Raw genomic sequence first — 13124 nt, forward strand, 5'->3', positions numbered from 1 at the left:
CCTAGCTTCTCTGGGCGGGGGTTTCCTCGCCCTTACAGCTACTATTGTAGTTGGGTCTGTGGGTCTGGGTTGTTCGATCGCTTCGTTGGGGTAGAAAAATGCCCTACCCAGATTTACCACCTCAACCACCTGCGATCGTGCAACATTTATCACCGGAAAAGCTCGTCCCCGCAGATATATCCTTATCTGCTAAAGATTTAAGCAAAAGTTCAGGTGAAGTTGCACAGAATACTGACATTTCGGCAAAATTGCCCGAAAAAGGCGATTCTGCACCGCTTCCTGCTACTACAGCTACTAGCGCCGCTTTGTTGGGTGAAGCTCAAAGTTTGGCACTCCCCCGCCAAAGACAAGTGGTAGTTAGTGATTGGAAACAAGAACAGGCTTTCCCGGAAGGGACAAGTCCCATCTTTGAGTCTCAACAAATCGCCCAGGAAATAAATTTAATCCTGGAACAACATATTGCTCCAACTATTGGCCCGATCGAGATTCAATCCCCAAGTTCCCAAACACCAGGAAATCCTCCGGCTTTGGTGGGAATAGTTGAGGTGTCCTCAGACCGTCAAGAGTTCGATATCCTGCGACAAGTTTTTACAGCTGAAGGTAATGTGGTGTTGCGTTACCAAGGCGGGGTACTCGATGCTGACCGAGTACAGGGAAACCTCGCGACTCGCGTGGCTGTAGCGGAAGGTGATGTGGCTTTTCGGCGCGGAAATCAGCTGTTACGCGGGGAAAGGTTGGTTTACAATTTCGTCCAAGATACGGGCACCGTAGAAAGAAGTCGAGGCGAAATTTTTGCCCCTACTAGCGGTGTGGAGTTGACTTTTGACGCGGAAACTGCTTTTGCGAATCCGGCTTTAGTGGTCGATCGCCCATTAAGCGAACGCCTCCTCGAAGACCAACCAGCACAGCGCATTACAGGGGCAGCAGGGCTAACTTTTGCCGTAGGTGGTGGGCGGGCTAATGTCAATTTACCAGCCGTCAGAAGCGGTCGTCAGGGTCAAGTAAATCGCATCCGCTTTGAAGCGGAAAATTTGGAATTTTACCCTAGAGGTTGGACAGCGACCAATGTCCGCATTACTAATGACCCATTTTCACCCCCAGAATTGGAAATCCGCACCCCCAGAGCAGTATTAACCAGGGAGTCGCCGCTGCGAGATGTGGTAACTACGGTCAGACCAAGGATCGTCTTCGATCAGGGTTTTTCTCTACCACTTTTACAATCGCGGTTTGTGTTCGATCGCACGGAACGAGAACCACCCATCGCCCGTTTTGGTTACGATGATGGCGATCGAGGTGGCTTGTTTATTGAAGCACCTTTAACTTATTATTTAGGCCCAAAAGTTAGATTACGTCTAGTACCACAATTTTTCCTACAAAGAGCAATAACTCAAGGTTTTGGTAATCCGGCAGAACTGTTTGGTTTAAGAACTCTCGTGAATGCAGGATTAACAGAACGAACTGCGGTTGTAGCTTCCGTAATTGTGAGAAATTTTAACTTTTGGGAAGAACCAAATTCTAAAATTCGTGCTTCTTTAAGGGCACAACAAATTATTGGGACTACTTATCCTCATCGCTTATCTGTCGAGTACAGTTTTCGCGATCGCTTATTCAATGGTTCTTTAGGTTTTCAAGATGTTTATCAATCCTTTGGTGCCATCTTACTTTCTCCAGTTTTTACTTTGGGAAATACTGGAATTAATCTCACCTATCAATTAGGCGCACAATATATTTCCGCGAATACCGATCGCTTAGATTTATTACCCCCTGTATTCGATAATGCTCGCACTCAATTAGGTCGTTTTCAAGCTGCTGCTAGTGTCAGTCGAGGCATATTTCTTTGGCGTGGTAAACCCTTACCAGCAACCGCAACCGAAGGTTTAAGATACACTCCTTATCCAGTAATTCCTTTTGTACAACTAGTACCCATTTTGTCTGGTAATACTAGTATTTACACAAGCGGAGATACCCAAAGTGCCTTCACCTTCAGTATTGGTTTACAAGGCCAATTCGGACATTTTTCTCGTCCCTATTTAGATTACACTGCTTTTAATATCCGGTTCAGTAAGGTATTTTTAGAAGGGTTATCTCCCTTCTTTTTTGACCGAATTGTAGATGAACGAGTCCTTTCTTTTGGTCTTACTCAACAAATTTATGGACCCTTGAGAATTGGTTTTCAATCATCAATTAATTTGGATACAAGAGAAAGCATTAGCACCGACTTTTTCTTAGAATATAGTCGCCGGACTTACGGAGTAACCATTCGTTATAATCCTGATTTACAACTAGCTGCTGTTGTCTTGCGGGTTAGCGATTTTAATTGGAATATTGGTGCTGAACCATTCCAAGGTTCCGGTGTCCGTTTTGTTGATACGGGTGTGATTCGGGAAACAGATTAGTTTTCTGCGTAAAGGAGAGATGGAGGGGACGAAGAGGTGGGGGGTGGGGAGGTAGGGGGATGGGGGGAATTTCTAGCTCCAGATTTCTCCCCATCTCCCCACCTCCCCATCTCCCCATCTCCCCACCTCCCCATCTCCCCATCTCCCCACCTCTTCATCTCCCCATCTCCCCACCTCTTCATCTCCCCATCTCCCCACCTCCCCATCTCCCCACCTCCCCATCTCCCCATCTCCCCACCTCTTCATCTCCCCACCTCCCCATCTCAAAACTTTTAAAATCTCCCTCAGTCTAAAAGTTGTTGGGATCTTCTCCTAACTCTCTTAAACGGGCAGCTAAACGTTCGGCGCGTAAACGTTCGGCTTCGGCTCTTTGACTTTCGGCTTCGGCGCGTCGAGTTTCAGCTTCAGTACGCAGACGTTCGGCTTCGGCTTGTTGTTGGGCAAGTTCAGCTTGTTGTTGAGCAAGTTCGGCTTGTTGTTGGGCAAGTTCGGCTTGTTGTTGGGCAAGTTCAGCTTGCTGTTGAGCCGCTTCTTCTGGTAACAGGACGAGGTTGCCAGAAGTATCATAAAAGCGTAGCCAAATAGCGGTTTCTCGATCGATTGTTCCTTGCCAAGTTCCTAACCAAAAATTCAGCGTTTCACACCAAAGCCAACCTTGCTCATTTGGTGTTAGTTGCTGATATTGAAACTCGCTATTTAAGCGCCATCCTTGTAAGGAATCGGGATTAAAAGGATCGTAAACAAAGTAATCTCTGGTTCTGAATGTTCGCTGATAGATATCTTTCTTAATTCCTGTATCTACCTGAGCAGTAGAAGGCGACATTAGTTCGACAATTACATCTGGGTAACGACCTTCTTCTTCCCAAATTACCCAACCTTGGCGTTCTCTGATTCCATCTACATCAAGGACGGCAAAAAAGTCTGGGCCACGAAAGTCGCGGTTACGCGCTTGAGCGCTACTGTAGTAGATGAACATATTGCCGCCTGTATAAAAGTCGGTACGATCGCGCCAAGCTTGCTGTAGCGATCGAATTAAAACATTCATGGCAATACGATGGCGATTGCTTTCCAAGGGTTCTCCATCATCAAATATTAAATCACTGGGAGGCTTATGAAGTTCCCAAGTATCAGCCACCGAAGTTTCGATGATTGTTTCTTTTGTGGCTTCAACTGTCATGGCGTTGTTCTCCCCGATCGCGATCGCTATTTTTTAGCGTAGCTTCTTATAAAACTCAGTATTTACTTCGATATATAGAGGGCAAGTTAAAGCAGAAATAGTTACTATAACTTACTACAATTTATAATATTACCAAAAAATGAGATCCCCTGCCGATAAAAATCACCATAAAACTTCAATGGAGATGGTGCGATCGCTCACTAAATCTTCTCAAGAATATTTTCGGGGCATAGTTGGTGGCGTAATGTTTAGTTTGCCAATTCTGTATACAATGGAAGTCTGGTGGGCAGGTTTTTCTATTGAACCATTGCGGATGTTTCTGTATGTTCTTGCCACATTTTCCTTACTACTTGGTTATAACCGCTATGCCGGATTAAGAAGGGATGCCAGTTCATTAGAAGTAGTAATTGATTCTGTGGAAGAAATGGGATTAGGAATCATTGTTGCTGCTATTTTTTTGTGGTTATTAGGACGCATTACCTTAGAAATGAACTTTAATGAAATTGTCGGGAAAGTTATTGTTGAAGCAATGACTGTTGCGATCGGAGTTTCTGTTGGAACTGCACAACTTGGAGATAACAATAATAATAAACCTGATACGGGAATGCACGGCGATCGAAACAATCTAAATATTCCTAGTCCAGGAGATAAACATATTGATTTTTGGGGACAAGCGGTAATTTCTTTATGCGGTGCGGTATTATTTGCCGCTAACGTTGCACCTACAGAAGAAGTAATTGTCATTGCCACACAAATTACTTCGGAAAGATTGCTTGCTTTATCATTAGTTTCAATAATTTTTGGGGCAGGAATTCTATTTTATAGTAACTTCATAGATGCGGAAAAGTTTACTCGCCCCTATAGCTTATTTACTATAGTTTCAGGTACTATTGTTACTTATGCAGTAGCCTTAGTTGCTTCCGCATCAATTCTTTGGGTTTTTGGGCGCTTCGATGGACTTCCACCAATCATAAATTTAGCAGAAACAGTAGTTTTAGCATTACCAGCCACATTGGGCGCTTCGGCAGGGAGGATATTACTACAATGAGTAAACTAGAAAAAAATTGGTTAGAATGGATAATTTTTGCTGTAGGGTTAGTTTTGGTTGTTAGCACTTTGGGATATTTAATTTATGATGCTACAACTACTAGCGAAGTGCCACCTAATATTGAAGTTCAACTAGGAGAAACTCAACCCCAAGGACAAAAATTTCTAGTTCCTGTTGTAGCGATAAACAAAGGAAAACAAACAGCGCAAACAGTACAAATTGAAGTAGTCTTAGAAAATGATGGTAAAGAAGCAGAAAGTGCCGAGTTGCAGATTCAATTTTTACCCAGAGGTGCAAAGCGATCGGGCTGGGTTACATTTGAAACAGACCCTCGTACTGTGGAAAAAATTAAAACTCGTGCTGTAGGATTTGAAAAACCCTGATTTCTTGGCAGATGCCTGTATTATGAAAACACTGATTATTGATAACTACGATTCCTATACTTACAATCTATATCAGGCGATCGCACAAGTGAATCAAGAACTACCTTTAGTAATTCGCAACAACGAGATTTCTTGGTCAGATCTCCAAACATTAGATTTTGATAATATAGTAATTTCACCAGGCCCCGGTCGTCCAGAAAAACCAGCAGATTTTGGCATTTGCAAACAAGTAATTCAAAATATAAAATTACCCTTATTAGGAGTTTGTTTAGGACACCAAGGAATAGCTTATTGTTATGGTGGTAAAATTATTAATGCTCCAGAAGTTAGACATGGTAGACTCAGTAAAATTTATCATAATGGCTGCGAACTATTTCGGGGAATTCCTAATCCTTTTAAGGTAGTGCGCTATCACTCCTTACTCGTTGCAAATGAACTTCCAGACTGTTTAGAAAAAATAGCTTGGACAGAAGAAGACGGATTAATAATGGGGTTGCGACATCGACATTTGCCATTGTGGGGCGTACAATTTCACCCAGAATCAATCTGCACAGAATATGGACAAACTTTACTAGAAAATTTCCGAGACATTACCCAAAAATTTACCAGAGAGGAAGAGATGGGGAGATGGGGAGATGGGGAGATGGGGAGGTGGGGAGGTGGGGGGAATCCCAAATCTACATCAACAACTCCCCCCATCCCCCTACCCCCCCATCCCCCCACTTCTTCCTCCCAATCCCCAAAATTTAAACTAGAGATACGAAAACTAAATATTTACCCAGATTCAGAGCGAATTTTTGTTCAACTATTTCGAGATAAAACAAATGCTTTTTGGTTAGATAGTAGTTTGGTAGAAACTAATCAATCTCGTTTCTCGTTCATGGGAGATGGAGATGGAATAAATAGTTTATTGATACGCTACTACAGTGAAAAGCAAGAGTTAATTATTACTCAATCAGAAACAGTAACCCATCGTCAGGAAAGTATTTTCGATTACCTTAAACGAGAAATAAACCTTCGTAAATGTCAAAATGATGAGTTACCTTTTGATTTTAACTGTGGTTTTGTCGGTTATTTTGGTTATGAACTTAAGGGAGAATGTGGTTCTAAAATTGTACATTCTTCACTTTTGCCAGATGCGATGTTTTTACTTGCCGATCGCCTAATTGCGATCGATCACCAAAAACAAACAATTTACCTATTACAACTAATTGAAACCGGAAAAAGCGAAGTAACAGAAAATTGGTTTAATCAGATACAACATCAACTAGAAAATCTCCCACCACTTCCACCGCTTGTTTCCCCAAAAAAACACAAACCTTTAGATTTTCGCTTAAGTCGTTCCTACTCAACTTACATCGAAGATATTCACCAATGTTTAGAAGAAATTCATCAAGGTGAGACTTACCAAGTTTGTTTGACAAATCAGCTTTATACCGAAACTATTTCCAATCCTGTAGAATTTTATCGCGCATTAAGGCAAATTAATCCTGCGCCATATTCGGCATTTTTGCGGTTTGGAGAAATTGCGATCGCTTGTTCTTCTCCAGAAAGATTTCTCAAGATTGATCGGCAAAGTTGGGTAGAAACAAAGCCAATTAAAGGAACCCAAAGGCGCGGAAAAACACCCGAAGAAGACTTAATTTTGCGGGAATTATTACGGAATAGCGAAAAAGATAAAGCGGAAAATTTGATGATTGTAGACTTGTTACGCAACGATCTGGGAAAAGTTTGTGAAATCGGTAGCGTTCATGTTCCTAAATTAATGGATGTGGAAACATTTGCCACAGTACATCAGTTAGTGACAACAATAAGGGGGAAATTGCGATCGGATCTCCAAGCAATAGATTGTATTCAAGCATCATTTCCTGGCGGATCGATGACGGGGGCACCGAAAATTCGGACTATGGAAATTATCGATCGCTTAGAACAAGAAGCGCGAGGAGTTTATTCGGGTGCGATCGGTTTTTTAGCATTAAATGGTTCAGCTGATTTAAATATCGTAATTCGCACCGCTATTCTAACTCCTGAACGCACTTCAATTGGCATTGGTGGTGGAATTGTTGCACTCTCCAATCCCGAAATAGAGTTTCAGGAAATGTTACTCAAAGCAAAAGCTTTAATTGCGGCACTAGTCTTGACAATCGAACATTCTTATGAGTGAACAGATTATTTGAAAAAAACTGTCTGAGTATTCTTACGGATAAAAACTCATTTACATCTTAATTACATCGTAATTTTACATAGCCCCTTATTAATCATACTCAAAAGTAAATTGAGAACGACTTTTTTTGGCAGAGAATTAATAAAAAAATTGTCAAGGAACTTTCCGGATCTGATATTAACCTTAAGAAAAATATGTGTAGTTCAAATTTCTCGATTCTGGAACAAGTTTAAGAATTGAAAATTGGACAAATAGCTCAACAGCTAAAAGCAAATATTTTCCTGCCAAGTTCCATTATTTCCTATTAAGTAAGTTAATTTGGCAGCAACTTATCATTCCTAAAGATTGATTTTGCAGAAATTTGCTACCTACCATCAAGGACTAAAAAAACAACTGTTTTGTCCTGAATTCAAATCATTTCTAATTTTACTCATGGAGGAAATTTATGGCTATTACTCCTATTTCAGGCAGTTTGGGACGATCGACCAACTATAGCAACGATGCACTAGGCTTAACCAACTTTCAAAACGAATGGTTGACAGCTGCCGATAACCAAGGTATAACAATTAACGGAAGTACTGCCTCATCATTTAATAGTCCTGGTAGCGCCGATCTTTCATTATTAAATTACTCAACCAATCCCGACCTAAACCTGACTAATTTAAGTTTTGCCCTTACTGGTCAAGCAGGTAACGACACCTTTGGTAATATTGCTGGTATTGGTGTTGCCGACTCTTACGATGGTTGGTGGAACGACGCGAGTAAAGTCCGTGCCGAAATCAACTATAACCCAAATAACAATCAATCCCAAGAATTAACCTTTAAATGGGGAGCAAATGTAAGCGTTCAAAGTGCTTTAATTGACTTGAGTTTATTTGCGCCTAAATCTGCTGAGAAATTTGGCGATGAAGTTGGTTTTTTGCAAGCATTTAAAGATGGGCAACTTGTAGATATTAACGCTACTCGCGTTGGTGGTGGTCTTTCTTCTTCGATCGACAACTCTGGAATCGGCGTAAAATTCACCGCCGATGATGCCCTAAATGGCGACTTTAAATTTCAAATTTCCAATGCTAATTTTGACGAACTGAGATTCACCGCCAGAGCATACGCTAACCCAACTGGTACTGTACCGATCGTCAACGGCATCATCACCGACAGTTCCGACTACCTAGTTCAGAAAATCGACTACTCGGCAACAGTAAATCAACCTGTAATTCAGTTCAGTGCTCCTCAATTCACTGTTCGTGAAGATGGCACACCGATCTTAGCAGTGACAGTAGTTCGGAGTGGTGGTTTAGAAGGGCCAGCTTCCGCTACTATTAACCTCACCAATGGGACTGCTACTGCACCAGCAGATTACAATAACACCCCAATTACAGTTAACTTTGCTGATGGGCAAACTTCCCAAATAATTACTGTTCCTGTAGTTAACGACGGAATCCCAGAACCAACGGAAACCGTCAATTTATCCTTAGTCAACCCTTCCCCAGGTGCAGCGATCGGACCACAAGGTACCGCAGTCCTCAATATCATAGATCCGCCAACCATTCAATTTAGCAACCCACAATACGTTGTCAACGAAGATGGCACGGCTATTTTAGCTGTTACCGTTGTTCGGAGTGGTGACACTTCCGGGGCAGTTTCCGCCACCGTTAACCTCAGCAATGGTACTGCTACTACCCCAGCTGACTACAACAACACCCCAATTAATGTTAACTTTGCGCCTGGGGTAACTTCACAAGTTGTTAATGTGCCGATCGTTGACGACACCTTAGTAGAACCAACAGAAACCGTCAATTTAGCCTTAGTTAACCCCACAGGCGGCGCGATCGTTGGCACACAAAATACCGCAATTTTGAACATTATAGACAACGACGATCCACCACCACCAAAACCACTTGTTTTCGTTGCTGCCCTTGACCCAACTGCCGGAGAACCCGGTCGCGCCGATAATGCAGGCGATGGCACATTTCAGTTTGCCCGCACAGGAGACGATCTCAGCCAACCTCTGACTATCCGCTATACCACCACAGGTACAGCAACTCCCGGTACAGATTACACAGCTTTAACTGGTACAGTCACCATTGCTGCTGGTCAGTCTGTTTCTGCACCTGTTGTAGTTACTCCTGTAGCAGATGGTCGTAACGAAACAGCTGAGACGGTGACAGTCAAAATATTAGAAGACCTACCTTACCAAGTAGGTTCAGCTGATACTGCTACAGTTCGGGTATTGGACAGCGATCTCGATCGATTAACAGGTACACCTGTAGGTGCTGGGCGCGTCCTCCGCTACAACTCATCAGGCGTATTTCAGCAAAGCTACAACACAATTACCGATGCAGTAGTTGCGGCTGTCGCCAACGATCTGATCGTGCCACAAGCAGGATTTTACTCCGAAGGCACCACCGTTACTATTAACAAACCTTTAACTATCCGGGGAGCGAATGCAGGTGTGAGCGCTGGTAGCGGTTCGACAGTTGCTCCTAGTTTAATTTCCACTGCGCCCGGTCTTCCTGTTTTCACCATCCTTCCCGGTGTCGATAATGTCACCATTGAAGGAATGACAATTCAAGTAAATGGCGAAAACGGGATTCGACTGCAAGGTGTAAGTAATAATTTGGTAATTCGGCAAAATGTCTTCAATGGCTTAGGGCCTACTAACGGTGGTGTAATCTTCTTAGATACAGGTGTTGGCGGTGGCAGTGTAAGCGTGATCGATAACTTAATCCGTGACGTATCCACAAGTCCTGGTAGTGTTACTAGTGGCTTGCAAGCTTTCCGATTCGCTGACGCTAGAATCACAGATAACGTAATTGCCAATCTAACTGGCCCAGGTATTGCAGCTGATGCAATTACTAACCCCGGCAGCATCATTACCAACAACAGGGTAACAAATGCCGGACAACAGGGGATTCAATTGGCTGGTGGTAGCGCCGCAATTGAAAATAACGAAATTGCCAATACTAATATTAGCCAAGGTATCGATCGGGCTGGTATTCGGCTACGGAATTCTGGCTTAAACGGAAGTTTGCTAGGCACAGTAAATGTTCGTGGCAACCTGATTACTAATTCCTACAATGGTGTGGCAGTTAGTAACGGTACAACTATCCCTAATACTGTTCGCGTGAATTTCAATAACCTAATTGGCAATAACAATTCGGGTTTGTATAACGGTGGTACGGGAACTCTCGATGCAACTAACAACTGGTGGGATGATGATGATGGGCCAGTTGTTGGCGGTACTGGTATAAATGCCATTTCTGGGCCAGGTGCTTCTTTTGTCACCTTCAACCCCTTCGCTACTACCCCCTTCTAAAAATAGCAAGGTTTGCAAATAGTTAATTATTACTCCCACTGCTTGATTAAGCTGTGGGTTTTCTTTTTTTATTCCCTATTTTGTTACAAAATAGATCTAGCAAAACACTCAAAAGATTAAGAACTTAAAAATGGCTGCCAAAAAAATTTTAATGCTCGTCGGTGACATTTTGCTGAAGTAGATCCTAGATCCAACGAGTTATGATTCTTTGGTTGTTCCTGGGGGAAGAGCACCGGAATACATTCGTTTAAATCAAAGGGTGTTAGAAATTACTCGCCATTTTGCGGAAACAAATAATAATTCTTCAAAAAAGTTTGTGAGAAATCTTGCATTTTTCTCCTAGAGAGTGTCAAACTAGTAAAATCTGAGGGCTAAAGTAAGAACTGAGCAAATTCTTCTGCCCTCTATACCTTTGTTGTGGGTGTCAAAATGGAAAAGATTTTACTGCAATTTGAATTTAAGTTTGCCAAGGTTCGGGAAGACTTATCTGCGATCGCTATGAGTCCAGGGGAAGTTTTATGGTTGGGATGCGATGAAAATACAAGTATTGAACGGTTGATGAAAACTGACGATCGCACTTTTGCCAATCACGAAATATTTGCTTTAGAAAATTTTATAGAGTTATCAGGTAATTCTGATGAAGAAATAGATATTGAAGGCATGGATTATGCCGATAATTATATATGGTTGGTTGGTTCTCATAGCTGGAAACGTCCTAAACTGAAAGCCAAGCGATCGGATTTAGAAAATATTCAAAAAATGTCGGAAATTAAACGAGAGAGTAATCGTTATTTATTGGCAAGAATACCAGTGAAAGATAATACTTTATGCAAGTCTTGCCCTCATCCAGAAAAACCAGAAATTAATCTAACAGCAGCTAAGTTAGAATCTACTATAAATGGCAATCTGCTGATTGATGCTTTACTAAAAGATCCACATTTAGCGCCTTTTTTGGTCAGTCAAATTCCTTCTAAAGAAAACGGTTTTGACATAGAAGGTCTAGCGGTTTATCAAGATAAGATTTTTCTCGGTTTGCGGGGGCCTGTTTTACGAGGTTGGGCAATTATTTTAGAAATTTCTGTGGAGGAAAGTAGCCCGAATACTTTAAAGTTGAAAAAGTTAGGAGATAAACTTTACAAGAAACATTTTGTTTACCTTTCTGGGTTGGGAGTTCGGGAACTTGCTGTTGATGGAGAAGATTTGTTAGTATTAGCGGGGCCAACGATGGATTTAGATGGTTCGGTAAAACTTTATCGCATCAAAAATGGGGTAAATTTGCCGGAAGAATCTCTTTTGAAGCCTGATGCAATTTTAGATATTCCTTATGGTAAAGGAGTAGATCGTGCGGAGGGAATGGTATTTTGGCACAAAGGAGAACAAAAGTCGTTGTTAGTAATTTATGATTCTCCGGCAAAGGAAAGACTACAAGGAATTGATGGAATTTTTGCCGATCTTTTTTCGCTTTAAAGGCAATTTATAAGTTAGTCGAGATTGCTTGAACGGGACAAGTTGGGATACATTGTTCGCAAACTATGCAACGCGATCGCGAAAATGTCAATTTAAATGTTTGCGGTTCTAATGATAATGCTTCAGTAGGACAAACTCCTGTACATAAACCACAGTGAACGCAAACATCCTCGTCAATTAAGATTTCTCGACTAGCAAGAGATATGCCGATATCTTGCGATCGCATCCAGTCCATTGCTGCTTCTAAAGCATCAATATCTCCCGATAATTCTACCACCAATTTCCCTATTTGATTCGGTGCAACTTGGGCGCGAATAATATTAGCAGCGACGTTAAAATCTTTTGCTAATCGATAAGTTACTGGCATTTGTACGGAACGTTTGGGGAAAGTTAAAGTAACTCGTTTTTTCATGATGGCGATCGCTTTTTGCAACTTCAGTTAAATTAAAAGTAATCCCTAATCTTTTTTCAGCTATCCGATGATTAAAAATTCACCTAACTCTACTATAGAATCTCCCGAAAAATCAGCCTCCACCGTTGGCGCAAGAGTCAGAAATTTATTGATTGTTTTCGCCGCAATTATCCTTTCAGTTGCTTTCGTTTTTGGGCTGCGAACTGAGACAAGTACTGCTACCTTAACCACTTTAGCAGAAAACTCCATGCCGTTAGATATAGCGATGAGTAATGGGAAACCAACATTAGTCGAGTTTTATGCTAATTGGTGTACGACTTGTCAGGCGATGGCGAGTGATATGAATGAATTAGAACAGCAGTATACTGACAAGATTAATTTTGTCATGCTCAATGTTGATAATAACAAATGGTTGCCAGAAATTGAGCGTTATCGAGTGGATGGAATTCCCCATTTTGTGTTTTTTGGGAAAGAGGGAAATGCGATCGCGCAAACTATAGGCGAACAACCTAAAACCATTATGGCAGCAAATTTAGAAGCTTTAGTTGCAGGTCAATCTTTACCTTATGCTAAAACTACCGGACAAGTTTCCAAATTTACCCCATCTGTCACTATAAAAAAAGCAAATTCTGACGATCCAAGGCTGCATGGTAGCCAAGTAAAAAGCTAAAACCCTACGACTAAAGTCGGGGCTATACAGACAAAACCTGCCGACGCAGGTTTCAAAATTCGCTGGTTTTGGAAGTCCGCGTAGGCGGACT

At 41.8% G+C, this 13124-nt stretch carries 10 protein-coding genes and 1 pseudogene; 8 read left to right on the top strand and 3 right to left on the bottom strand.

Annotated elements, in window-relative coordinates:
* Positions 1-98 precede the first annotated feature (98 nt).
* Entirely contained in the window at positions 99-2396 is a 2298-nt protein-coding gene (locus ACE1CA_RS01595; protein ID WP_413277630.1) for a DUF3769 domain-containing protein, read from the top strand.
* 72 nt (positions 2397-2468) lie between these two features.
* On the opposite strand, the gene ACE1CA_RS01600 is transcribed toward ACE1CA_RS01595, so the two are convergent.
* Positions 2469-2642, bottom strand: a complete 174-nt coding sequence (locus ACE1CA_RS01600; RefSeq protein ID WP_413277533.1) for a hypothetical protein — start codon at positions 2640-2642, stop codon at positions 2469-2471.
* A gap of 43 nt (positions 2643-2685) precedes the next feature.
* On the bottom strand, positions 2686-3573 hold the full coding sequence (locus tag ACE1CA_RS01605; RefSeq protein WP_413277532.1) for a Uma2 family endonuclease: 888 nt from the start codon (positions 3571-3573) through the stop codon (positions 2686-2688).
* A 139-nt stretch (positions 3574-3712) separates the two neighbouring features.
* Here ACE1CA_RS01605 and ACE1CA_RS01610 point away from each other — a divergent pair, with 139 nt between their 5' ends.
* The 6 genes and pseudogenes from ACE1CA_RS01610 to ACE1CA_RS01635 all read left to right on the top strand — a co-directional run bounded on the left by ACE1CA_RS01610 (position 3713) and on the right by ACE1CA_RS01635 (position 11951).
* On the top strand, positions 3713-4621 hold the full coding sequence (locus ACE1CA_RS01610) for a TIGR02587 family membrane protein (protein WP_413277531.1): 909 nt from the start codon (positions 3713-3715) through the stop codon (positions 4619-4621).
* Positions 4618-5004, top strand: coding sequence for a hypothetical protein (locus tag ACE1CA_RS01615; RefSeq protein WP_413277530.1), 387 nt, complete (start codon positions 4618-4620; stop codon positions 5002-5004). Before ACE1CA_RS01610 ends, ACE1CA_RS01615 begins: the two co-directional genes overlap by 4 nt.
* Before the next feature lie 22 nt (positions 5005-5026).
* On the top strand, positions 5027-7168 hold the full coding sequence (gene pabB, locus ACE1CA_RS01620; protein WP_486517616.1) for an aminodeoxychorismate synthase: 2142 nt from the start codon (positions 5027-5029) through the stop codon (positions 7166-7168).
* A gap of 445 nt (positions 7169-7613) precedes the next feature.
* On the top strand, positions 7614-10484 hold the full coding sequence (locus ACE1CA_RS01625; RefSeq protein ID WP_413278435.1) for a Calx-beta domain-containing protein: 2871 nt from the start codon (positions 7614-7616) through the stop codon (positions 10482-10484).
* Positions 10485-10668: 184 nt separating this feature from the next.
* Positions 10669-10779 (top strand): annotated as a pseudogene (locus ACE1CA_RS01630) (DJ-1/PfpI family protein); the annotation flags it as partial.
* A 134-nt stretch (positions 10780-10913) separates the two neighbouring features.
* Positions 10914-11951, top strand: a complete 1038-nt coding sequence (locus ACE1CA_RS01635; protein ID WP_413278434.1) for a DUF3616 domain-containing protein — start codon at positions 10914-10916, stop codon at positions 11949-11951.
* Between the two features lie 7 nt (positions 11952-11958).
* Here ACE1CA_RS01635 and ACE1CA_RS01640 read toward each other — a convergent pair whose 3' ends face one another.
* Positions 11959-12363: an NIL domain-containing protein gene (locus ACE1CA_RS01640; protein ID WP_413278433.1), complete on the bottom strand. Its 405-nt coding sequence runs from the start codon at positions 12361-12363 to the stop codon at positions 11959-11961.
* 67 nt (positions 12364-12430) lie between these two features.
* Here ACE1CA_RS01640 and ACE1CA_RS01645 point away from each other — a divergent pair, with 67 nt between their 5' ends.
* A complete protein-coding gene (locus tag ACE1CA_RS01645) occupies positions 12431-13033 on the top strand; it encodes a thioredoxin family protein (RefSeq protein ID WP_413278432.1) in 603 nt (200 codons plus the stop codon).
* Positions 13034-13124: the final 91 nt, after the last annotated feature.

It is taken from the genome of Floridaenema evergladense BLCC-F167, from assembly GCF_041929205.2.
In the GTDB taxonomy this organism is placed as follows: Bacteria; Cyanobacteriota; Cyanobacteriia; order Cyanobacteriales; family Aerosakkonemataceae; genus Floridanema; species Floridanema evergladense.

Bases quoted from the DNA above. Each gene is read 5' to 3' on its own strand.
- pabB (WP_486517616.1), top strand. From the start codon at position 5,027: ATGAAAACACTGATTATTGATAACTACGATTCCTATACTTACAATCTA.
- ACE1CA_RS01645 (WP_413278432.1), top strand. From the start codon at position 12,431: ATGATTAAAAATTCACCTAACTCTACTATAGAATCTCCCGAAAAATCA.
- ACE1CA_RS01600 (WP_413277533.1), bottom strand. From the start codon at position 2,642: ATGAAGAGGTGGGGAGATGGGGAGATGGGGAGGTGGGGAGATGGGGAG.
- ACE1CA_RS01615 (WP_413277530.1), top strand. From the start codon at position 4,618: ATGAGTAAACTAGAAAAAAATTGGTTAGAATGGATAATTTTTGCTGTA.
- ACE1CA_RS01625 (WP_413278435.1), top strand. From the start codon at position 7,614: ATGGCTATTACTCCTATTTCAGGCAGTTTGGGACGATCGACCAACTAT.
- ACE1CA_RS01595 (WP_413277630.1), top strand. From the start codon at position 99: ATGCCCTACCCAGATTTACCACCTCAACCACCTGCGATCGTGCAACAT.
- ACE1CA_RS01605 (WP_413277532.1), bottom strand. From the start codon at position 3,573: ATGACAGTTGAAGCCACAAAAGAAACAATCATCGAAACTTCGGTGGCT.
- ACE1CA_RS01640 (WP_413278433.1), bottom strand. From the start codon at position 12,363: ATGAAAAAACGAGTTACTTTAACTTTCCCCAAACGTTCCGTACAAATG.
- ACE1CA_RS01610 (WP_413277531.1), top strand. From the start codon at position 3,713: ATGAGATCCCCTGCCGATAAAAATCACCATAAAACTTCAATGGAGATG.
- ACE1CA_RS01635 (WP_413278434.1), top strand. From the start codon at position 10,914: ATGGAAAAGATTTTACTGCAATTTGAATTTAAGTTTGCCAAGGTTCGG.